Source organism: Ruegeria sp. HKCCA6707, assembly GCF_013033515.1.
Taxonomy (GTDB): domain Bacteria; phylum Pseudomonadota; class Alphaproteobacteria; order Rhodobacterales; family Rhodobacteraceae; genus Ruegeria.
This window is the reverse complement of the sequence record NZ_WQEG01000016.1, coordinates 18,481-38,492: the sequence shown is the minus strand read 5'-3', so window position 1 is coordinate 38,492 and position 20,012 is coordinate 18,481. Positions and strand designations below refer to the sequence as shown.

At 57.1% G+C, this 20,012-nt stretch carries 15 protein-coding genes; 6 read left to right on the top strand and 9 right to left on the bottom strand.

Annotated features, from left to right (window positions below; genetic code table 11):
• Window positions 1-471 precede the first annotated feature (471 nt).
• Entirely contained in the window at window positions 472-2,106 is a 1,635-nt protein-coding gene (locus tag GOW40_RS21135) for a GMC family oxidoreductase (protein ID WP_171231152.1), read from the top strand.
• Between the two features lie 22 nt (window positions 2,107-2,128).
• Here GOW40_RS21135 and GOW40_RS21130 read toward each other — a convergent pair whose 3' ends face one another.
• From GOW40_RS21130 to GOW40_RS21120, 3 genes are all read right to left on the bottom strand, one after another.
• Window positions 2,129-3,751, bottom strand: a complete 1,623-nt coding sequence (locus GOW40_RS21130; protein WP_171133757.1) for a hypothetical protein — start codon at window positions 3,749-3,751, stop codon at window positions 2,129-2,131.
• A gap of 86 nt (window positions 3,752-3,837) precedes the next feature.
• Window positions 3,838-5,238, bottom strand: a complete 1,401-nt coding sequence (locus tag GOW40_RS21125) for a sulfotransferase (RefSeq protein WP_171231151.1) — start codon at window positions 5,236-5,238, stop codon at window positions 3,838-3,840.
• Window positions 5,239-5,261: 23 nt separating this feature from the next.
• Window positions 5,262-6,407: a glycosyltransferase gene (locus GOW40_RS21120; protein ID WP_217352335.1), complete on the bottom strand. Its 1,146-nt coding sequence runs from the start codon at window positions 6,405-6,407 to the stop codon at window positions 5,262-5,264.
• Window positions 6,408-6,656: 249 nt separating this feature from the next.
• On the opposite strand from GOW40_RS21120, the gene GOW40_RS21115 reads away from it, so the two are divergent.
• Window positions 6,657-8,120, top strand: coding sequence for an NAD-dependent succinate-semialdehyde dehydrogenase (locus GOW40_RS21115; RefSeq protein ID WP_174840425.1), 1,464 nt, complete (start codon window positions 6,657-6,659; stop codon window positions 8,118-8,120).
• Between the two features lie 22 nt (window positions 8,121-8,142).
• On the opposite strand, the gene GOW40_RS21110 is transcribed toward GOW40_RS21115, so the two are convergent.
• The gene (locus GOW40_RS21110; RefSeq protein ID WP_171133760.1) at window positions 8,143-8,985 is read right to left on the bottom strand and encodes an SDR family oxidoreductase; all 843 of its coding nucleotides are present in this window, start codon (window positions 8,983-8,985) and stop codon (window positions 8,143-8,145) included.
• Between the two features lie 87 nt (window positions 8,986-9,072).
• On the opposite strand from GOW40_RS21110, the gene GOW40_RS21105 reads away from it, so the two are divergent.
• Window positions 9,073-9,705 (top strand): class I SAM-dependent methyltransferase, encoded by a 633-nt coding sequence (locus GOW40_RS21105; RefSeq protein WP_171231150.1) that lies wholly within the window; start codon window positions 9,073-9,075, stop codon window positions 9,703-9,705.
• Here GOW40_RS21105 and GOW40_RS21100 read toward each other — a convergent pair.
• Genes GOW40_RS21100 through GOW40_RS21090 form a run of 3 tightly spaced genes read right to left on the bottom strand, consistent with a single transcriptional unit; the run spans window position 9,702 to window position 13,660 of the window.
• Window positions 9,702-10,481: a carnitinyl-CoA dehydratase gene (locus GOW40_RS21100; protein WP_171133761.1), complete on the bottom strand. Its 780-nt coding sequence runs from the start codon at window positions 10,479-10,481 to the stop codon at window positions 9,702-9,704. The two genes, GOW40_RS21105 and GOW40_RS21100, sit on opposite strands and share 4 nt — an antisense overlap.
• Window positions 10,478-12,490, bottom strand: coding sequence for an acetate--CoA ligase family protein (locus GOW40_RS21095; protein WP_171133762.1), 2,013 nt, complete (start codon window positions 12,488-12,490; stop codon window positions 10,478-10,480). The genes GOW40_RS21100 and GOW40_RS21095 overlap by 4 nt, the downstream gene beginning before the upstream one ends.
• A 9-nt stretch (window positions 12,491-12,499) precedes the next feature.
• A complete protein-coding gene (locus GOW40_RS21090; protein ID WP_171133763.1) occupies window positions 12,500-13,660 on the bottom strand; it encodes an acyl-CoA dehydrogenase family protein in 1,161 nt (386 codons plus the stop codon).
• A gap of 75 nt (window positions 13,661-13,735) precedes the next feature.
• On the opposite strand from GOW40_RS21090, the gene GOW40_RS21085 reads away from it, so the two are divergent.
• A complete protein-coding gene (locus tag GOW40_RS21085; protein WP_171133764.1) occupies window positions 13,736-14,665 on the top strand; it encodes a GlxA family transcriptional regulator in 930 nt (309 codons plus the stop codon).
• On the opposite strand, the gene GOW40_RS21080 is transcribed toward GOW40_RS21085, so the two are convergent.
• Complete coding sequence (locus tag GOW40_RS21080) at window positions 14,662-15,651, bottom strand: sterol desaturase family protein (protein ID WP_171133765.1); 990 nt, start codon at window positions 15,649-15,651, stop codon at window positions 14,662-14,664. The two genes, GOW40_RS21085 and GOW40_RS21080, sit on opposite strands and share 4 nt — an antisense overlap.
• Window positions 15,652-15,675: 24 nt before the next feature.
• Entirely contained in the window at window positions 15,676-16,431 is a 756-nt protein-coding gene (locus GOW40_RS21075; RefSeq protein ID WP_171133766.1) for a class II aldolase and adducin N-terminal domain-containing protein, read from the bottom strand.
• A gap of 198 nt (window positions 16,432-16,629) precedes the next feature.
• Between GOW40_RS21075 and ade the strand changes: the two genes are divergently transcribed.
• Both ade and GOW40_RS21065 read left to right on the top strand, forming a co-directional pair.
• Window positions 16,630-18,432 (top strand): adenine deaminase, encoded by a 1,803-nt coding sequence (gene ade / locus GOW40_RS21070; RefSeq protein ID WP_171133767.1) that lies wholly within the window; start codon window positions 16,630-16,632, stop codon window positions 18,430-18,432.
• A complete protein-coding gene (locus tag GOW40_RS21065) occupies window positions 18,429-19,892 on the top strand; it encodes an AMP nucleosidase (RefSeq protein WP_171133768.1) in 1,464 nt (487 codons plus the stop codon). Before ade ends, GOW40_RS21065 begins: the two co-directional genes overlap by 4 nt.
• Window positions 19,893-20,012: the final 120 nt, after the last annotated feature.

Below are 20,012 nucleotides of genomic sequence, written 5' to 3'. Positions count from 1 at the left end.
CCGTCACACCGTCTCTCCAGTGGGTCCGCACAACCTCAGCTGCGCCGGTGAAGGGGTATTTACGGATTAGGTCTGTCAGCCGCAACCCCCATTTTGAAAAAACTTCAAAATAATTCGGGAGGTTTCTGAAATTTAACAAAAACAATATGTTAAGTTAACTTTTCCGCTGAAATGTCTGATTTGCCGATACAGAACACAGCAGCACCGAGCCCAAACCAAAGGCAAGGTCTGGATTCGGTGGGATTGCGGAGCTTCGGTGGGGTGTGTCTTCCCGTTCACGGACAGAGCCCTATCCGATCGCACTCAACCCCACATGGTTTCAGCCTGAACAAAAACTCCGATGCAGAGATCTCGGACCACCTGACGCGACGTTCCCGGCCCGCCCGATTGTGTTTTTCACACAACCTATCAGAGTGGTTCCATACAGCTGCGACGCGTGACTGGCGTTACGGGGACTTCAGGGAGGATGGTATGGAATTTGACTATGTCATTTTAGGAGGAGGCTCTGCCGGGTCAGTTCTGGCGAACCGTCTGAGTGCGAACCCACGCATAAAAGTGTGTCTTCTGGAAGCCGGGGGATCAGGCGATGGCATTCTTGTGCGTATGCCAGCGGGGGTTGTCGCGATGCTGCCGGGACGCCCCAAGATCAACAATTGGGCCTTTGAAACGGTTCCACAACCCGGTTTGAACGGGCGCAAAGGATATCAGCCGCGCGGCAAGGCGCTCGGAGGATCCAGCGCGATCAATGCAATGCTGTATATCCGGGGGCAACGCCAGGATTATGACGGTTGGGCCAGCCAGGGTTGCACAGGTTGGGATTGGGACAGTGTTCTGCCTTACTTCAAAAGGGCTGAAAACAATGAACGCGGGTCGGATGACGATCACGGAGGTGATGGTCCACTACAGGTTTCGGATCAAAGGGCAGAGCGCCCGATCTCGCGCGCCTTTGTCGAAGCGACAACCCAATTGCAGCATCGGGAAACGCATGACTTCAACAGAGGCGACAATGAAGGGGCAGGCCTGTATCAGGTGACCCAGTTTCATGACACCGCTCGCAATGGCGAGCGATGCTCGGCTGCAGCGGCCTATTTGTTTCCGGTCATGAAGCGCGCGAACCTGACTGTGATCACGGGCGCTTTTGCTCAGCGCGTCACTTTCAACGAACGGCGCGCAAGCGGCGTGGTGTATCGCAAGAATGGAAAGGGCCCGGACATTTCGGTCACAGCCCGGCGCGAAGTCATACTATGCGGAGGCGCATTCAAGTCGCCGCAGCTTTTGATGCTGTCGGGGATTGGCGACCCGAATAACCTTACCGCGCATGGGATCGATACGGTACATGCGCTACCTGGTGTTGGTCAGAACCTGCAGGACCACTTGGATTTCATACTGTCGTATAAAACCAGGGATACCGACAATTTCGGTATCGGGCTCACTGGAACTGTGAACCTGCTGCGCCATATTTGGCGTTGGCGGCAAAGCGGAAAGTCCATGGCCGCGACCCCTTTTGCCGAAGGGGCAGCCTTTCTGAAAACAAGCCCCAATCTTGATCGACCAGATATCCAATTGCACTTTACCATCGCGCTGGTCGATGACCACGCTCGCAAATTGCATATGGGATACGGGTACAGTTGCCATGTCTGCAAATTGCGACCCGAGAGCCGAGGAACAGTGACGCTTGGCAGCGCTGATCCGATGGCGGCGCCAGCGATCGATCCGCGATTTCTGTCCGACGCCCGAGATCTGGATACGCTGATCAAAGGCGCGCGCATGACCCGCGAGATCGTGGAAGCCCCAGCGCTTGCCGCGTACAAACATCGTGAGATGTTCGGGACCGAGACGGCGCAGACGGATGCCGACTGGGAACAACACATTCGCGCGCGGGCGGATACGATCTATCACCCCGTCGGCACCTGCAAAATGGGTACTGATGAAATGGCGGTTGTTGATCCGGCGCTACGCGTACGCGGCGTCAGCGGGTTACGCGTTGTCGATGCATCGGTGATGCCCACTCTGGTTTCGGGAAACACAAATGCCCCTACAATCATGATCGCTGAAAAGGCTGCCGATATGATCCTTGAGGATCAAGAAAACTCAACCGCACCATAGGAGTTTCGACGATCAAAGTGGCCTATTTGGCCGTGCCTTTCTTGGCCTTGGGCTGACTATAAAGGTCCCAAACCTCATCGACCGTCACCATGTTGAATGGCGGTTTGCGCAGCCAGGGCTTGTCTTCCCGGAAATGGCCGATCCCGGCTACGATGCCGCTGTTCAAAATCACTGGGTCTGGCGTTCTGCGATGTGTCATCCCGCGACGCGCGGTTACAAATGCCGTTGCCGAATCCCACGAGAAATACAGCTTGAGAACATTCAAAACATCGCGGCCCGGCGTCCGATCAAGGCGTTCGACCACATCTTTGGTTTTGGTGTCTTCAACATGCGCGATATAGTCATCTTCGGACATCAGGAACATGTCACGCAGTTCCGGAATAAGCGCACGGATGCGGCTTGAATGAGCAGCCCAGCCCCAACCTTGAAAACGCGTGAAATTCGGGTCGTGCTCGGGTTCGACCCCAAAATGATGGCCATAAACCGAATAGACGTTTGGGTTGTTCTTCACTTCGTCCAGAACGGCATCGAAAGCATCAATCGCGCCTTCTACCGGGAAGCAATCATCCTCAAGAACCAGAACACGGCTATAGCGAAGGCTCATCCAATCCAGCGAGTCCAGCATCAGCTTTTCTATGCCAACATGTGATCGCAGTGCATGAATTTCGGCAACGTCATAAGATTCTGCGAGTTTAAGCGTTTCTTTGTTCACGCCGTCAAACTCACCGCGCCCCTGGGTGCCGTCGATCCAGACATGAACATCTGATAGCCGACCCTGCAGCTTCAGGCTTTCAAGCACGGTTTGCAGATGTTTGGGCCGGTTATAGCCGATGACCATGATACCGGTCTTGTCCTGCTGCTCCACCGCTGCCACCTCTGGTGTCACCGGGGCGGCACCGGCCACATTGAGAAACCGGGGTGCCTGATGAAACACCGATGTTGTCCACCCCTCGGCGCTGACCGGACCCAGACCGGAAAAGTCGATCCGGCGATATCCGGCATCCTCAAGCATTTGCAAGGCCTGGCTGTAATAGGCCTGCTCGGCGTCATCAAAGATGATGATCCCGTCTTTTTGCAGATACCGAAGCGCAGCCCAAGTTGACAGATTGCGCGCCATCCCATCGATGATCGCTACATCGAACGTGTCTTTTGGGTACTCCAGAATGTGCAGGCCGTAGGCTTGAAACGGTGTGTTCAATTGTCCCGTCAGGAAGGCGTTGTTACTTCGCTCAGGGTCCTGGAATGCGGGGGCTGCAGACAAATGCTCGGACGCCGTCTCGGAAAGGGCGGCGTTTTCCTCGACCACGTGCAATTCAGCTTTGCGGTCCAGTTGCTTTCTGAGATGTGCAATAAACCGAGGGTCGTGATCAACGCTGACAATACGGTTGACCCGCTTTGACCAGAACACCGTCGACTGCCCGCCACCATATTCGAACAGGCTGACATCTGACTTGATCTCTTTTTCCAAGAACTCAAGCGCGGGATAGGTGTAACGCGGAATAGGCTCGCCCATGCGCACCGACATCTTCCGCGTTGCGCTTTCGATCCATCCGCTTTTTCGAAGATACCCTTTGCGTAAACCCGCTTCCAATTCGGCCAGGGTTTTACCTTCGAAATAGACCGGAACCGCAGGTGTATCGCTCATTACTTTTTCCTTATGGCGCCCGACAAAACCGCTTTTGCAGTGTCTGCGCACCACGTATTCGGCAGGGTGTAACCCAATTCATTCGGTTACTTGTCAACGACGAAAACGTCAAATTTGCGCAGCGGGATTTCCCTTTTCCTTAAAATTCTCAAGGATGAAAAAACTCGCCTGAACACATTCCCTTTTCGCGACAAGACGATCCCGTGATCATTGGATGTTGACGGTATTCCCGAAAAGTACTTGTCGGCTGGAAGTGTCTTTCCCAGCGCACAGAGCAAGTAGACCTTAAGCTTGAAAACCGAATTTCGTTTTTTCAACTCGCAGGTTTCCGGCAAAAGCCCGTCTTCCACGCTGGTTGCATTATGCAATCTTAGATAAGTGGTGCGCCCAAGTGGCATGGCACCACCAACTATGGTTTTCCAACTCAACGGGAAGCGCGAGAACAGTGATCCACGGAAGACAACAGCACCTTCGCTGTTAAAAATCCGCCTCGTTGTGCCGAAATTGTCCAGATAGTCATGCCTGAGCGCCATCGAGATCGTGTTTCTGGGAATGCCTTCTGGCAACGAGTCAGCAAATCGTCCCTTTGTCCAAGCGGCGTTTATGGTGTCACGCATTTTGGAATAGTTGACATCGACACCAGATTGGCAACGCGGCAAAAGTGTTTTTTCGTACCAGTCCATTTGCGACCGGAACTCGTCAAAGTCGGTCACACCCAAGTTTTTGAACGCAAATCTTGGTTTTTGACCTTCGCGTCCGGCGGCCAGCTCGTCAACGATCGCGCTATTGTTCTCTGCCCCGGGGAAGCAAAAGTCCATGACCTTGCTCAATGTTGCTTTTGGGTCGAGCAACAAAGCTTCCTGCGACACCGGAAGAATTCGGTCGGGATAGCGATCCAGGCTTTCAATGGCTGCTTCGTTCATGACGCGCCAATACATCAACTGCTTGACCGCATAAGATGCTGCATGAAAAACGGAAGGATCAAGAAGGGCCTGAGACGGAAACCTGCGCGTATCCGAAGGATGGTATTCATCGCCGAAGAAGCTGAACATCGGCAACACAGAGTTCACCACCGAACAGGGTTCGCGAAAAATGAAAACGAATTTTGCATTTGGCCAGCGCTTCAGAAAGTGATCGATCCGTCCATTGGCCTTGATGAATTTCACCAAAAAAGGTGTGTCATCCAGCGTCAAATCCGAGATGAACCGGTCAAGCGCCTCATGCTCGGCGCCTTTCAGGAACAATGGGGTTTGCGTGTGCGCATACATGCCCGGAACAGAGAGTTCGTCTGTAGTCGTAAACGCAGTGTCCAGATCATCTTGTTTGACACCCCACAAAAAGGGCTCGTACCGTATCTGGTGATCTTGCTGCATCGATTGATAAGCTTTGTGAAGGTAGTGGAACAAAGCGGTCGTGCCTGATCGTCCCACGCCGAAAATTACTACGCTGTTCGCCGATGCGTCCACGCCGTCACCTTTCACATTCATGCTTTTAGATGCACTCTGATCTCTCATTGCGACAATTGCTCCGCTTCTTCAATCGCCTTTTTCAAATCGTTGCGTCGCTCCAATTCTCCTTGAAACCAATTGTAGGTTTTTGAGAAAGGATAAAGCTTTTGCGCGATTGACCGTCGTTCAAGGTAGCGCATCAAATGATTTTCGTCTGAGTATCCATAGGGCTCTACACTTGCAAGCCTTCTGTCCAGCGCGCGATAGGTAGCGCCGTTAAGATACGCGACGGCATTGAATTTCCAATCGGATAGGGGCGATGTGGTATCCAGCGGTTGATGCAACAACCAGTCTCGGCGCGTGTATTGCGCCTGATGAGAAAACGCCATGCCCGTCGACATCAGGGCTTTGTGCGGCATGATCTTGTCTGATCCCATGGTGCAAGTATGCCCATAGACAATATCCGCATATCCAAGACATGACTTCACATAGTCGACCGCTTGATCATCAAAGAACGCATCGCCCGAGTTCATGAACACCACGTATTCGCGGCTGCTCATTCGGGCTCCTTTGTTCATGGCGTCAAATATGCCGTTGTCGCGCTCTGACACGTGAATGTTGATGCGATCTTGGTTCTCTTTGATAAGTTCAACAGATCCGTCTGTTGATCCACCATCGACAACCACAAATTCAAAATTCTGGTCGGATTGACTGGCCACCGATTCAATGGTGCGCAACAGCCCGTTTCTGTTGTTGTAATTGATCGTCACCACGGAAAGCGATCTTTCTCGCTCGCTTAACCCATCTGACGCAGCCACTTTGTCTCGAATACTCTGAGACAACAAATTACTTAACGCGGCTTCTCGCGCGAAGGTATCCGTGCTGGTGTGAAATAGAAACTGGCAGATATCCAGCGACTCTGAAGGGTCACGACAAACACGCCAGCCATGAACCAGGAAATCTTGAAGCGCATGCGAAGGCTTGGTTTTCCATTTGGAAGCATAGGCTTTGAGATCAAAATACGCGTTTGGGTCCGACTTGGACGAGGCACCAGCTTTCATCCACCGATCAAGGATATCGGCCCGCCCGACTGCCCCGGGAATTCCCATTTTTTGCGCAACAAATTCATGGTCGAAATGTTCTGTATCCAGATAGAATGCTCGAAGCTCTTCAGGACCGGGTTCGTCAAAAGGGTTTTGCAACGTCATTAAGTCTGCCTTGTTCAATCCCGTGCAACTTCGATTGCCACGACCTGGTCACCCGGTATGCGGCGTCTACCTATGACGGGTCTGGAAAAAGATTTGAAGCCAGAACCTCAGAAAACCGGCAAAGGAACGCGAATTCATAGGCAGTTTGCCGCGAAACCTGCCTTTCGGCACAGGTCAACTAAGAGTATGGTCCCGCTGTCTCGGGCGCATCGCACCGAACCTCCACTGTGTAATCCAAAGGAATCAGCAATGATCACACTAAAAGACCCAAGTTTGTTGCGACAGGCCGCCCTTGTGGGTGCGCGATGGATTGAAGCTGATCCTGAAAAAGATCTGGCCGTCACCAACCCGGCCACCGGCGAACTGATCGGTCACGTCCCCAAACTGGGCGCGGATGAGACCGCTGAAGCCATTGCCGCCGCCGAAGAGGCCCGCCATGGCTGGGCCAAGCGCACCGCAAAAGAGCGGAGCCAGGTATTGCGCCACTGGTATGAGCTGATGATGGAAAACCAAAGCGATCTGGGGGCCATCCTGACCGCGGAACAGGGCAAACCTCTGGCCGAGGCCACGGGCGAAATCGCCTATGGTGCCAGCTTTATCGAATGGTTTGCCGAAGAGGCCCGCCGCGCATATGGCGACGTCACACCGGGCCACGCGCCAGACAAACGCATATTGACGGTGAAACAGCCCATCGGTGTTGTTGCGGCCATCACGCCCTGGAACTTCCCCAACGCGATGATCACACGCAAAGCCGGCCCGGCGTTGGCGGCCGGCTGCGCCATGGTTCTGAAACCCGCCAGCCAAACGCCGTTTTCGGCCATCGCGCTGGCAGTTCTGGCCGAACGCGCCGGGCTGCCGGACGGTCTGTTCTCGGTGGTGACCGGATCCGCGCGCGCGATCGGGGGTGAGATGACCGGGAATGCCACTGTGCGCAAACTGACCTTTACCGGCTCGACCGAAATCGGCGCGCAGCTTTACGCGCAATGTGCCCCGACCATCAAGAAACTGGGTTTGGAACTGGGAGGCAACGCACCCTTTATCGTGTTCGACGACGCAGATATCGACGCGGCGGTTGACGGTGCCGTCATCTCGAAGTTTCGCAACAATGGGCAAACCTGCGTCTGCGCCAACCGCATCTATGTGCAAAGCGGTGTCTATGACACGTTCGCCGAAAAACTGGCCGCCAAGGTGGCGACCCTGCCCACGGGCAACGGGTTTGACGAAGGCATCGTGTTTGGCCCGCTGATCGATCAGGCCGCGGTTGAGAAAGTGACCGAGCATATCTCGGACGCGACCTCAAAAGGCGCTCAGGTCACGCTGGGTGGTCAACCGCACGAGCTGGGCGGCACGTTCTTCCAGCCCACAATCCTGACCGGTGTCACATCCGATATGGCCGTCGCGACCGAGGAAACCTTTGGCCCCGTCGCTCCACTGTTCAAGTTTGAGACCGAAAGCGAGGTTGTAGCCGCCGCAAATGATACCGATTTTGGCTTGGCGTCCTACTTTTATTCCCGCGATCTGGCGCGCGTCTGGCGTGTGTCCGAAGGACTGGATTACGGGATGGTCGGCGTCAATACCGGCCTGATCTCAACAGCTGAGGCTCCATTTGGTGGCGTCAAACTGTCGGGTCTGGGCCGCGAAGGTTCGCGCTATGGTTTGGACGATTTCATGGAGATGAAATATATCTGCATGGGCGGCATCGACGCTGAATAAAGCAAACGCTTGGGGCGCTGGCTCAGTCTTGCATCAGCGCCTCAAGACCCAAACGGTAGTTGGGATAGCGCAGTTTGACACCCAGCTCTGATTTGATCCGGTCATTCTTCACACGCTTGTTTTCATTGTAAAAACTGCGCGCCATGGGTGTCAGATTGGCCTCATCATACGGAACCGCAGGTGGCAGCGGCAAACCTTGCAGCTGCGCCGCATATCCGATCACGTCCTGTGGTGGCACCGGCTCATCATCGCAGACATTATAGATCGCGCCCGGATTGGGCTGGGCCATCGAGGCCGCCAATACCTGAGCTATGTCATCCACATGGATGCGTGAAAACACCTGACCAGGTTTGATGATCCGGCGCAGACCACCCTTGCGCAGCTTCGAGAATGGCCCACGACCAGGGCCATAAATACCGGCCAGGCGAAAGATATGCAGAGGCAAAGCGGGGATTGAGGCCCATTGCTCCTCGGCCCGCAGGCGCCAACGTCCGCGTTCAGCCGTTGGCGTCGCAAGGGTCGTTTCGTCCACCCACCGCCCCTGGTGGTCACCGTATACAGCCGTCGTAGACAGATACCCCACCCATTCGAACTGGCGCGCGCGCGCAGCGATCGCATCCTGCAATTGCGCCAAAACAGGATCGCCCTCTTTCGTCGGCGCGGTCGAGATCAGCAGATGCGTGACGCCATCGAAATTCACGTCATCGCCCGGCCACACCAACGGCTCGGCACCAGCATCGCGGATGGCGTCCATCTGCTCCGGGTCACGTGACGTGCCAATCACGCGCCATCCCTGCGGCACCAGAACACGCGACAATGCCCGGGCGGAATAGCCATGTCCGAATGAAAAGAGTGTCCCCGTCATGGCCCTTTGATGGGCTGCCAAGCGCCGGGATGCAAGAGCCTGATGGCCGCACTTGATTCGAATCCGAAGCTGCGGCTTGATGAAACCATGAGCGACAAGACACCGAACCTGCACTCGGCCTATGCCCTGAAATCGCCCGAAGATAACAAACGCCTCTATGCGGAATGGGCCGGTGACTATGATGACGGATATGCGGCCTTCGAGGATTACCAACTGCATATCCACACGGCGCGGGCCTTTGTGGCAGCCCATGGGCAGGGCCCGGTGTTAGATGTTGGCGCAGGAACCGGGCTGTGCGGCGCGGTTTTGTCGGGACTGGGCGTCGGGCCAATTGATGCCGCCGATATCAGCGCCGAGATGCTGGCCGAAGCCATGCGCAAGGATGTATATCGCGACGCAATCGAGGCCGACCTGCATGTCGGCCTGCCCGTGCCACGCGACAGCTATGCCGGAATTGTGTCCTCGGGCACGTTCACGCACGGGCATCTTGGCCCCGATGTTTTGCCCGCTTTGTTGCGCGTCGCGCGACCCGGTGCTTTGTTTACGCTGTCGATCAACGCCAAGCACTATTCCTCGCTTGGTTTTGCTGACGCGCTTGCTGATCTGGCAGTGACTCAAATCACCACTCCGGCGCTGCAGACAGTTCGGATTTACGGAGACCTTGCGACCGGGCCGAACAAAGACGACGAAGCCTTCATCACCCTGTTCGAGAAACGTTAACGCCCCTTCCAGACAGGATCGCGCTTTTCTGCAAAGGCACGCGCGCCTTCCAGATTGTCTTCCGAACCATAGAGGACATCCACGGTTGGCAATTGGCGTTTGGTGATCCGGTTCATCACGTCCTGGAACTTGGAATCCTCGGCCTCACGGACAATCTCCTTTATCGCCGCGTAGACCAGAGGGGGGCCGCTTGCCAACAGGCGCGCCAGGTCCCAAGCGCGGTCCATCAGCTGATCGGCAGGAACGATTTCGTTCACCAGCCCCCAGCGATGCGCTTCCTCCGCATCGAACCAGCGACCGGTCAAAAGCAGCTCCATCGCGATATGGTAGGGGATACGTTTGGGCAGTTTGACACTTGCCGCATCGGCCACCGTACCGGACCGGATTTCCGGCAGGGCAAAAGTGGCGTGATCAGCTGCCACCAACATATCTGCACTCAGCGCCAGTTCCAGCCCGCCGCCACAGGCGATTCCGTTCACAGCCGCAATCACCGGTTTGTTCATATCGCGCAGCTCTTGCAGCCCGCCAAACCCACCGACACCGTAGTCACCATCCACGGCGTCTCCATCCGCGGCGGCTTTCAGATCCCAACCGGGGCAAAAGAACTTTTCACCACCACCCGTAAGGATCGCAACGCGCAGCTCGGGGTCGTCTCGGAACTCGCGAAAGAACTCGCCCATGATCCGACTGGTCGCCAAATCAATGGCATTTGCCTTGGGCCGGTCAAGGGTGACTTCCAGAATGGCCCCATCGCGGCGGGTTTTGATCGGGTTCATGAACGTGCCTTTCGGATCAGCGCATCCACCGCAACCGCCCCTTGGGCAGCGCAGATCAGCGGGTTTATTTCAACTTCGCCGAGTGTGTCGGCATTGGCAATGACATAGCTTTGCACGGCCTCAATCGTGTCGAGAACAGCACTAAGGTCAGCAGCGGCTTTGCCGCGATACCCTTGCAGCAAAGGCGCACAACGCAAGCTCATCAAAGCGCGGTGAATGGCCTCTCGCGATGCAGGGATCAAAAGCTGCGCAGTATCGCCCAGGATTTCGGTCAAAACACCGCCCGCACCCAAGGTCAGAACATAGCCGTGGGCAGGGTCGCGTGTGACACCGATCAGCAGCTCGGCCACAGCGGGTGGGGCCATTTCTTCGATCAGAACTTCGGGCGTTCCGATCGATGCCGCGACTGCCGACAGCTCTGCATGAGAGACATTCAGATGCACCGCCCCGTGTTCGGATTTATGGGCCAGACCGACGCCTTTCACCGCAAACGGCGCGTTCAGCTTGTCCGCCGCGCCCAGAGCGTCCAGACGGGTGACAACATTACGCGGCACGCGCACGCCATGCTGTGACAGCTGCGCCTTTGCTTGCGCTTCGGTCAAAACCTGATCAGCGTTACGGTCCGACGGCAACAGAACAGGGTCAGCCGAAGCCGGAGGCGCCAAGGATGCGGCCTCTGCCGCCGCGAGCGCCTCATTCAGCCCTGCAAACGGCACGACACCGCCTGCCATCAGGCGGTGGGCAACATCTTCGGGCATCAACTCGGGCAGTGTTGCGGCAACGGCAAAGGGGCGACCGACGCGTTCGGCACAGTTCAAAGCGGCCTGCGTCGCACAATCCCAATCCTCGGCATTGGTGTGTGGATAGTCCACAATCGACAATGTTAGAGCCGTTTTAGGCCCCATCATCGCTGACCAGGCCCGGCTCATCGCTTCTGCATCGCGCCAGATATAGGTGTGGTAATCCAGCGGATTGGCGACGGCCACCATCGGCCCCAACGCCACGCGCAGTTCTGTTTTTTGCGCTGCGGTCAGCGGCGGGAAATACACATGTCGCTGCTCGGCCATATCCGCGCCAAGGCTGGCCTCGCCACCCGAGCAGCTTATCATGCTCAGCCCGTTTCCATCCAAACCGCCGGTCACATGCAACAGCTTGAGCGTTTCCAGAAAACTCGGCACATCCTCAAGCCGCGCGATCCCCAGCCGATCCAGAAATGCCTGCGCGCCCGCGTCACCTCCAGCCAGTGAGGCTGTGTGCGAGATTGTGGCCGCCTGAGCGTGGCTCGACCGCCCCATCTTGAGCGCAACAACACGTACCCCGTGAGCCTGTGCCTTGGTGGCCAGCGCTTCCCATTTCCTAAGATCGCCAAAACCTTCGATATGGACCCCAATCGCGGTGATGCGGGGATCATCCAGCAGCGACGCGGCGATATCCGCCTGATGGGTTTGCGCCTGGTTGCCGCAAGTCAGCATGAAGGCCAGCGGCAGCGCCCGGCGCTGCATGGTCATGTTGATCGCGATGTTCGAACTTTGGGTGAGGATCGCGACGCCACGATCTACCGGCTGCATTCCATGCTGGTCCGGCCAGACGGCAATATGATCGAGCGCATTGACGAACCCATAGCAATTCGGCCCTAATATTGGCATTTCTGCCGCTGCGGCCACCAATTCCGCCTGCAAATCCGCCGAGGTTTCATCCTCGGCCTGTGCTTCGGTAAAGCCCGAGGCGAAACACACCGCCCCCCCCGCGCCCGCTTGGCTGAGCGCGGCAACAGCTTGAACGGTCGAATGACGGTTGATACCCACAAAAGCCACGTCCGGCGCATGAGGCAGATCCTCGATGGAAGCGAAAGCAGGTAAGCCGGCAATTGCATCCGCCTTGGGATGCACGGGCCAGATCTGACCGGTGAACCCAAACTTTTGCGCCTGCTCGATCACGGCACGACACCATGCGCCGCCACCGATCACGGCAAGGGTCTTGGGGGTAAAGAGGCGGCTTAGCGCTGGCATGAAGACTCCTTAGGCGCCCAGCGCGCGCAATAGATCACGGCTTATGATATGGCGCTGAATCTCGCTGGTACCGTCCCAGATACGCTCGACCCGCGCGTCTCGCCAGAACCGTTCCAGCGGATAGTCGTCCATCAATCCCATTCCGCCGTGCACCTGAATCGCCGCATCCGTTACTCGCGCCAGCATCTCTGAGGCGTAAAGCTTGGCCGAGGCGATCTCACGGTTGGCAGGCAGCCCTTTGTCCAGCCGGTCCGCCGCAGCCAGCGTCAACAGGTCGGCGGCATCGATCTCGGTGATCATATCGGCGATCTGGAACGAAACGCCTTGGAATTTGCCGATTTTCTGCCCGAACTGCTCGCGCGTGGCGGCATAATCCAACGCATAGTCAAAGGCTCGCCGCGCGCGCCCGACCGACATCGCGGCCACGGTGATGCGCGTGGCATAGAGCCAGGTGTTCATCACCTCGAACCCGCCGTCGACTTCACCCAGAACCTGCGTATCCGGCAAGCGGCAATCGTCGAAATCCAGCACCATGTTCTTGTAACCGCGATGGCTGACCGACTTGTACCCGTCGCGGATGGTAAACCCGGGCGTGCCGCGATCGACCAGAAAAGCCGTTATGCGCTTTTTTGGCCCTTTAGGCGTCTGATCTTCGCCGGTTGCGATAAAGACAATGATGAAATCTGCGTGCTCAGCGCCCGAGATAAAATGTTTGGTCCCGTTCACGACCCAATCGCCACCATCCCGCACAGCCACGCATTTCATTCCGCGCACATCCGAGCCCGCGCCCGGTTCGGTCATGGCCAGCGCATCCATCTTTTCACCGCGCACCGCTGACATCAAATAACGTTCGATCTGTTCCCCTTCGCAGGCCATCAGAATGTTCTGCGGTCTGCCGAAAAAGTGGTTCAGCGCCATGGAACCGCGCCCCAATTCACGCTCAACCAAGGCAAATTCCAGATGGTTCAGCCCAGCGCATCCGACACTTTCGGGGAAGTTGCAGGCATAGAAGCCCAGCTCAAGCGTCTTGCGCTTGATCTCATCCGCGATCTCTTTCGGCACCTCACCGCTACGTTCAACGAGGTCTTCATGAGGATAAATCTCGTTTTCGACAAAGCTGCGCACAGTCGAAGCGATCATTTCCTGCTCTTCTGACAGGCCGTATTGCATCATGGGCTCCCGTTTTTCGCTGGGGATAGAGTGAACCAGCTTGAGGTCAATTTCATGCAGGATTAGGAGTTGACCATGCAAGTTTGGTCGAAATCCTCTGCCGAGACGCGGCAAATCGGTGTTGTGCTGTTCGATGGCTTTTCCAACCACTGCCTTGCCAACACGGTTGAACCAATGCGCGCGGCCAATACCCTGTCTGGGCGGCAGCTTTATACTTGGCAATTTCTGGCGATAACGCCCGAACCTGTGATCTCATCCTCGGGGCTACAGGTTGCTCCGCAGGCGCGGTTACACGACGCGTCGGGGGATATTCTGATGGTGATGCCGTCTTATGGGTTTCAGGATCTTGGGGGTTGGCGCACGCAGGCCAGCCTCAGGGCCGCCGCGCGGCGCTTTCCCACTCTGGCAGGGCTGGACACCGGCAGTTGGCTGTTGGCACAGGCCAGTCTACTGGATGGGTACCGGGCCACAATTCATTGGGAAGAGCTGACGGCCTTTACCGAACGTTTCCCGGAAATCGAAACTTGCCGCGAACGGTTTGTCATCGACCGAAACCGGATCACCTGTTCGGGCGCGATGGCGGCGTTTGATCTGATCCTGCATCTGATCGGGCAGGATCACGGCCAAGCGTTGGCGCTTGAGATCGCGCAAACCTTTATGACCCGCGAGTCCGCACGCTCTCATACGGCGCGGACGGGGCCGGTGAACAAAGCGCTGGCCGTGATGCAGGAGAATCTGGAGACGCCTTTGACCATCCCCGATCTGGCCAAGCGGGTCGGGCGGTCGCAGCGTGTGCTCGAGGCACGTATGAGGGCGGAATTGGGCGCGGGCCCCGCCCATGTCTATCGTCGCCTCCGCCTGAACCTGGCGCGCAAGCTGGCGACAGAGACCGACATGTCCATCGCCGAGATTGCCTTGCGTGCCGGGTACCAAGACCCCAGCGCCCTCACGCGCGCGTTTCGAACCGAGTTCGGCACCACCCCGCGCGCGATGCGCACCGCTTAGGTATACATCTGTTTCTTGAACGCCCTCGTCCGCACCGTCGCTTCGGCAGATCCGTCGTGATAGGTGCCAAACCACTTGTCGAAGGGAATCTCTGAAGTGCCATAGTTGCACTCGAAATACCTGTGGTGAAGCTGGTGAAAGAAATCGCCAGCCTTGGCCGCGTCGGCCTCGCCCGCTTTCAGTTTTTCGAAGCCCGAATGCGACAGGACCGGGCTGATCTGCTGGAAATAGACGTGAAACAGAAGGTGCAAGGGATGGGATGGCACGATCAGGTGGATGAAATAGGTCGAGAAATACAAAAGGTTCTCGTACCAATGGTTCGAAATCCCCGACCACGGCCCGATATTGACGTTGCGGTGGTGCACGGCGTGCACATGCTTGTACAGCTTCGGGTGATGTTCCAGCCGGTGCACCCAATAGAAATGCAGGCCCGACCACATCGGAATGAACAGCATCCAGACCACAAACCAGACCGGCGCGGCGGCCCATGTGACCGTTGGAACATATCCATTGGCCATGGCCCAGAAGATCACCCACTGATACACGGTCGCGACGCTCATCGCGCTGCCCAGCGTCCACCAGATATTGTCCCAGACCTGATTGCTGAAGGTGAAATTGCCGTTCTTTCGCGTCAGGTCACGGCGGTCGAACTTTTTGTAGAGCCCCTGCCCCTTGCGCATATACAGCCACCAATGCAGCGTTCCGGCCACAAGGATCTGAGGCACCATATTCAGAAGCCAGATGCGAAACATCCAGCCCGGTTCAAAGCTTTGCATCGCCTCAAGCGGCGGTAGAAACGCAAAATAAACGATCAGTGCGATGGACATGCACAAGGTCAGCGCTGTTATTTGCAACCACGCGCCCTTGTACCAGTTCAGGACTTCCATCGGGCGCGGCGGCCAACTGAACAACGGGTTCAACCCAACAGGCCCTTCAGGCCGGTAATTCCAGCGCGCGGCTTCCGCGTCGTGGCTTGCATCGGTCATGGCAACTCCTCCCCTGCTGCCTGCTTAGCTGGCGTAATCTGATCCTTCCGCGTCCAGCAAAGCCTTGATTTCGCGCATATGAGCCTCGGCCTGTTCGGGATAGTCTTCCAGCTCTTGCGCCGTTTTTTCTGCGATCTCGTCCGACAGGATCCGAAGCTTTTGTCCGGTTTGCAGCGCGCGGATATATGTTTCTGCGGCCCGTTCGAAGTAAAAGAGCCTGTTAAAGGCATCCGCGACGTCACGTCCGATCACCAGAACACCATGGTTGCCCATGATCATGACCTTCTTTTTGGGATCGGACAGCATCTGCGCACAGCGCTCGCCCTCACTTTCAAAGGCCAAGCCGCCAAAAGCGTCATCCACCACGTAACGGTTGTAGAAAGTGGCGGTGTTCTGATCGATCGGCGGCAATGTACTGTCCGCCAAGCTGGCCAGAACAGTGGCAAAGATCGAATGCACATGCAGAACACAGCGCGCATGTGGGCAGTGGCGATGGATCGCGCCGTGCAGACCCCACGCTGTCGGATCCGGTGCGCCGGGTTGAGACATCACGTCGGGATCATTGGCATCCAGCAACAGCAGATCAGACGCTTTGATCCGTCCAAAATGCATCTGGTTGGGGTTCATCAGGAACTGGGTGCCATCCTCGTTGACCGCCAGGCTATAGTGGTTGGCCACAGCCTCATGCATGTTCAGCCGCACGGTCCACCGGAACGCCGCAGCCATATCCACCCGTTCCGACCAATGGTCGATGTTGGTTCGCAGATTCGTCACGCTCATCTTCGGTCTCCGGTTTTTGCTGCCGCGTATTGAAAGCTTGCCCTATCATTCGGGTTCGGCCAACGAAAATCGGAGCAGAGTCATTCGGTGGCAGACCTTTTGAGGCCCGGCACGCCGTCGCCAATGCAACCTGTGACGGTTTCATGATACCGCTTTTGCAGGGGTTGCACCTTCCTGCACATTGGGGAAAGTTGGGCCATGGAATACACACCTTTCCCCAGTTGGCCCGACACAGCCCCCAAACTCATCGCCGTCGCCGCAGGGCGCGCGCCTGCAGATACGGTGATCAAGGGTGGCATTTGGGTCAATGTGCACAGCCGCGAGGCGCTGCCGGATCACGACATTGCCATCACCGCCGGTCGGATCGCCTTTGTGGGGCCCGACGCCACGCATTGCATCGGGCCCGACACGCAGATCATTGAGGCAAACGGGCGCTATATGATCCCGGGCCTGTGCGACGGGCATATGCATATCGAATCCGGGATGCTGACCCCAGCAGAGTTCGCCCGCGCGGTCATCCCGCATGGCACAACCAGTATGTTCACTGACCCGCATGAAATCGCCAATGTGCTGGGCCTGAATGGTGTGCGGATGATGCATGACGAGGCGCTGTTGCAACCGGTGAATATCTTCACCCAGATGCCGTCTTGCGCACCATCTGCGCCGGGCCTGGAAACCACCGGGTATGAGATCACACCCGAGGACGTGGCCGAGGCAATGAACTGGCCCGGTATTATCGGCCTGGGTGAGATGATGAACTTTCCCGGTGTGATCCACGGCGACCCCAAGATGCTGGCCGAGATTGCGGCCACGCAGAGGGCTGGCAAAACCGTGGGCGGTCATTATGCATCGCCTGATTTAGGGCCTGATTTCGCCGCTTACGTGGCCGGTGGCCCCGCCGATGATCACGAAGGCACCTGCGAGGCCGATGCCATCGCACGGGTGCGCCAGGGGATGCGGTCGATGATGCGATTGGGCTCGGCCTGGTATGATGTCGAAAGCCAGATCACGGCCATTACCGAAAAAGGGCTGGACCCGCGAAGCTTCATCCTGTGCACTGATGATTGCCATTCCGGCACGCTGGTCAATGACGGCCATATGAACCGCGTCGTGCGCCACGCGATTGCCTGCGGCTGTGATCCTTTGATCGCCCTGCAAATGGCCACGATCAACACCGCCACCCATTTCGGGCTGGAGCGTGAGATCGGGTCGATCACGCCCGGGCGGCGCGCGGATATCATCCTCAGCGCGGATCTGACTGAACTGCCGGTCGAAACCGTGATTGCGCGCGGTCGAATCGTGGCCCAGGACGGCGCAATCACCGTGGATTGCCCCCACTTGAACTGGCCCGACACCGCTCGCAATACAGTCCATCTGGGCCACGCGCTTGACGAAACGGATTTTGAGATCAAAGCCCCAGCCGGGGCCAATCGCGTTCGGGCCAATGTGATCGGGGTGGTTGAAAATCAGGCGCCCACCAAAGCGTTGAAGGCCGAGCTGCCGATTATCGGCGGGCTGGTCGAAGGAGAAGACGGCGTGTGCCAGATCGCCCTGGTGGAGCGTCACCGTGCAACAGGGGGCGTTACAAACGCCTTTGTGTCTGGCTTTGGCTATCAGGGCAAAATGGCCATGGCCTCAACCGTTGCGCATGACAGCCACCATATGATCGTTGTTGGCACTGATCGCGAACAGATGGCCATGGCCGCGAACAGGCTAGCCGAGGTGGGCGGCGGTATCACCATTTTCCGCGACAGCGAAGAACTGGCGCTGGTCGAACTGCCTATCGCTGGCCTCATGTCCGACAGCCCTGCCGCTCAGGTCGCCGCAAAGGCCGAGCAGATGGTTGCCGCAATGCAGGCCTGCGGTTGCTCGCTCAACAACGCGTATATGCAACATTCTCTGCTGGCTCTGGTGGTGATCCCGGAACTACGGATATCAGACATCGGGCTAGTGGATGTGCGCACATTCGAAAAAATAGACCTCTTGGAACCTCTCTCATGACAACAATAAAAACACCTGAGACCCCTCAAGCCGAAGAATTCACTGATCCCAAAGCCGCTGTCGCGCGGCTGGAGGAGCTTTATGCAACGGCCACGCATTTCCTGTGCGATGCTTTTGCGCACGCTCTGCAACATGGCGCGCCTGCTGAGCGGATCAGAGCCTATTACCCGGAAATTCGCATCAAAACCCTGTCTTATGCGCAGGTCGACAGCCGGCTGAGTTTTGGCCACGTTTCCGAACCCGGCATTCACGCGACGACAGTGACCCGGCCGGACCTGTTCCGTTCCTACCTGACACAGCAGATCGCATTGCTGATCAAGAACCACGCACAACCTGTAACAATTGGGCTGTCAGACACCCCAATCCCGGTGCATTTCGCCGTGGCCAACAATCCGAACCTTCATGTTCCGCATCAAGGGGCGGCGGGATTCACGCTGCGCGATGTATTCGACGTGCCCGACCTCACCACAACCAATGATGACATCGTTAATGGTGTCAGCGATCCGGATGATGAGGTTGGGTCACTGTCTCTGTTCACCGCCCAGCGTGTGGATTACTCGCTGGCCCGGCTGGCGCATTATACAGCGACGGATCCCAGCCATTTCCAGAATCATGTGCTGTTCACCAACTACCAGTTCTATGTCTCGGAATTCGAAGCCTACGCGCGCGAACAGCTTGCCGACCCTGACAGCGGCTATACCAGCTTTGTCTCGACCGGAAATGTCGAGATAACAACCAAGGATGCCGCGCTGGAGCAACCACTCAAGCTGCCGCAAATGCCGACCTATCACCTGAAACGCGCTGACGGATCGGGCATTACACTGGTCAATATCGGGGTTGGGCCATCCAATGCAAAAACCGCCACTGACCATATCGCAGTTCTGCGGCCCCACGCGTGGCTAATGGTGGGCCATTGCGCCGGGCTGCGCAACACGCAGGCGCTGGGGGATTTCGTGCTGGCCCATGCCTATCTGCGCGACGACAAGGTGCTGGACGACGATCTGCCCGTCTGGGTTCCCATCCCGCCCTTGGCCGAGGTGCAAGTGGCGCTTGAACGCGCGGTGGCCGAGGTGACCAAGTTGGAAGGGTATGAGCTCAAGCGGATCATGCGCACGGGCACCGTTGCCTCGGTCGATAACCGCAATTGGGAGTTGCGGGACCAGTCGGGCCCTGTGCAACGGCTCAGCCAATCCCGCGCCATTGCGTTGGATATGGAAAGCGCCACGATCGCGGCAAATGGCTATCGCTTCCGTGTACCCTATGGCACTTTGCTCTGCGTTTCCGACAAGCCCCTGCATGGTGAGTTGAAGCTGCCGGGCATGGCATCGGCCTTTTATACCACGCAGGTCAGCCGTCATCTGGCCATCGGAATCCGCGCGATGGAGCATCTGAGGGGCATGCCGCTTGAGCGTTTGCACAGCCGGAAATTGCGTTCCTTTGATGAAACCGCCTTTCTCTGAAGCAAAAAAGCAACGATTTCCCCATATTTTTAGGGTTTTCGGCGCTACTATTCGTTGTGTTCCCCTACAATATCCCGTTACAGTTACGCGGTGAGGCCCAAATTATCGGGCACGTTAAGG

Bases quoted from the DNA above. Each gene is read 5' to 3' on its own strand.
- GOW40_RS21110 (WP_171133760.1), bottom strand. From the start codon at position 8,985: ATGACGGGGACACTCTTTTCATTCGGACATGGCTATTCCGCCCGGGCA.
- GOW40_RS21115 (WP_174840425.1), top strand. From the start codon at position 6,657: ATGATCACACTAAAAGACCCAAGTTTGTTGCGACAGGCCGCCCTTGTG.
- GOW40_RS21065 (WP_171133768.1), top strand. From the start codon at position 18,429: ATGACAACAATAAAAACACCTGAGACCCCTCAAGCCGAAGAATTCACT.
- ade (WP_171133767.1), top strand. From the start codon at position 16,630: ATGGAATACACACCTTTCCCCAGTTGGCCCGACACAGCCCCCAAACTC.
- GOW40_RS21105 (WP_171231150.1), top strand. From the start codon at position 9,073: ATGAGCGACAAGACACCGAACCTGCACTCGGCCTATGCCCTGAAATCG.
- GOW40_RS21090 (WP_171133763.1), bottom strand. From the start codon at position 13,660: ATGCAATACGGCCTGTCAGAAGAGCAGGAAATGATCGCTTCGACTGTG.
- GOW40_RS21085 (WP_171133764.1), top strand. From the start codon at position 13,736: ATGCAAGTTTGGTCGAAATCCTCTGCCGAGACGCGGCAAATCGGTGTT.
- GOW40_RS21120 (WP_217352335.1), bottom strand. From the start codon at position 6,407: ATGACGTTGCAAAACCCTTTTGACGAACCCGGTCCTGAAGAGCTTCGA.
- GOW40_RS21100 (WP_171133761.1), bottom strand. From the start codon at position 10,481: ATGAACCCGATCAAAACCCGCCGCGATGGGGCCATTCTGGAAGTCACC.
- GOW40_RS21075 (WP_171133766.1), bottom strand. From the start codon at position 16,431: ATGAGCGTGACGAATCTGCGAACCAACATCGACCATTGGTCGGAACGG.
- GOW40_RS21135 (WP_171231152.1), top strand. From the start codon at position 472: ATGGAATTTGACTATGTCATTTTAGGAGGAGGCTCTGCCGGGTCAGTT.
- GOW40_RS21130 (WP_171133757.1), bottom strand. From the start codon at position 3,751: ATGAGCGATACACCTGCGGTTCCGGTCTATTTCGAAGGTAAAACCCTG.
- GOW40_RS21095 (WP_171133762.1), bottom strand. From the start codon at position 12,490: ATGCCAGCGCTAAGCCGCCTCTTTACCCCCAAGACCCTTGCCGTGATC.
- GOW40_RS21080 (WP_171133765.1), bottom strand. From the start codon at position 15,651: ATGACCGATGCAAGCCACGACGCGGAAGCCGCGCGCTGGAATTACCGG.
- GOW40_RS21125 (WP_171231151.1), bottom strand. From the start codon at position 5,238: ATGAATGTGAAAGGTGACGGCGTGGACGCATCGGCGAACAGCGTAGTA.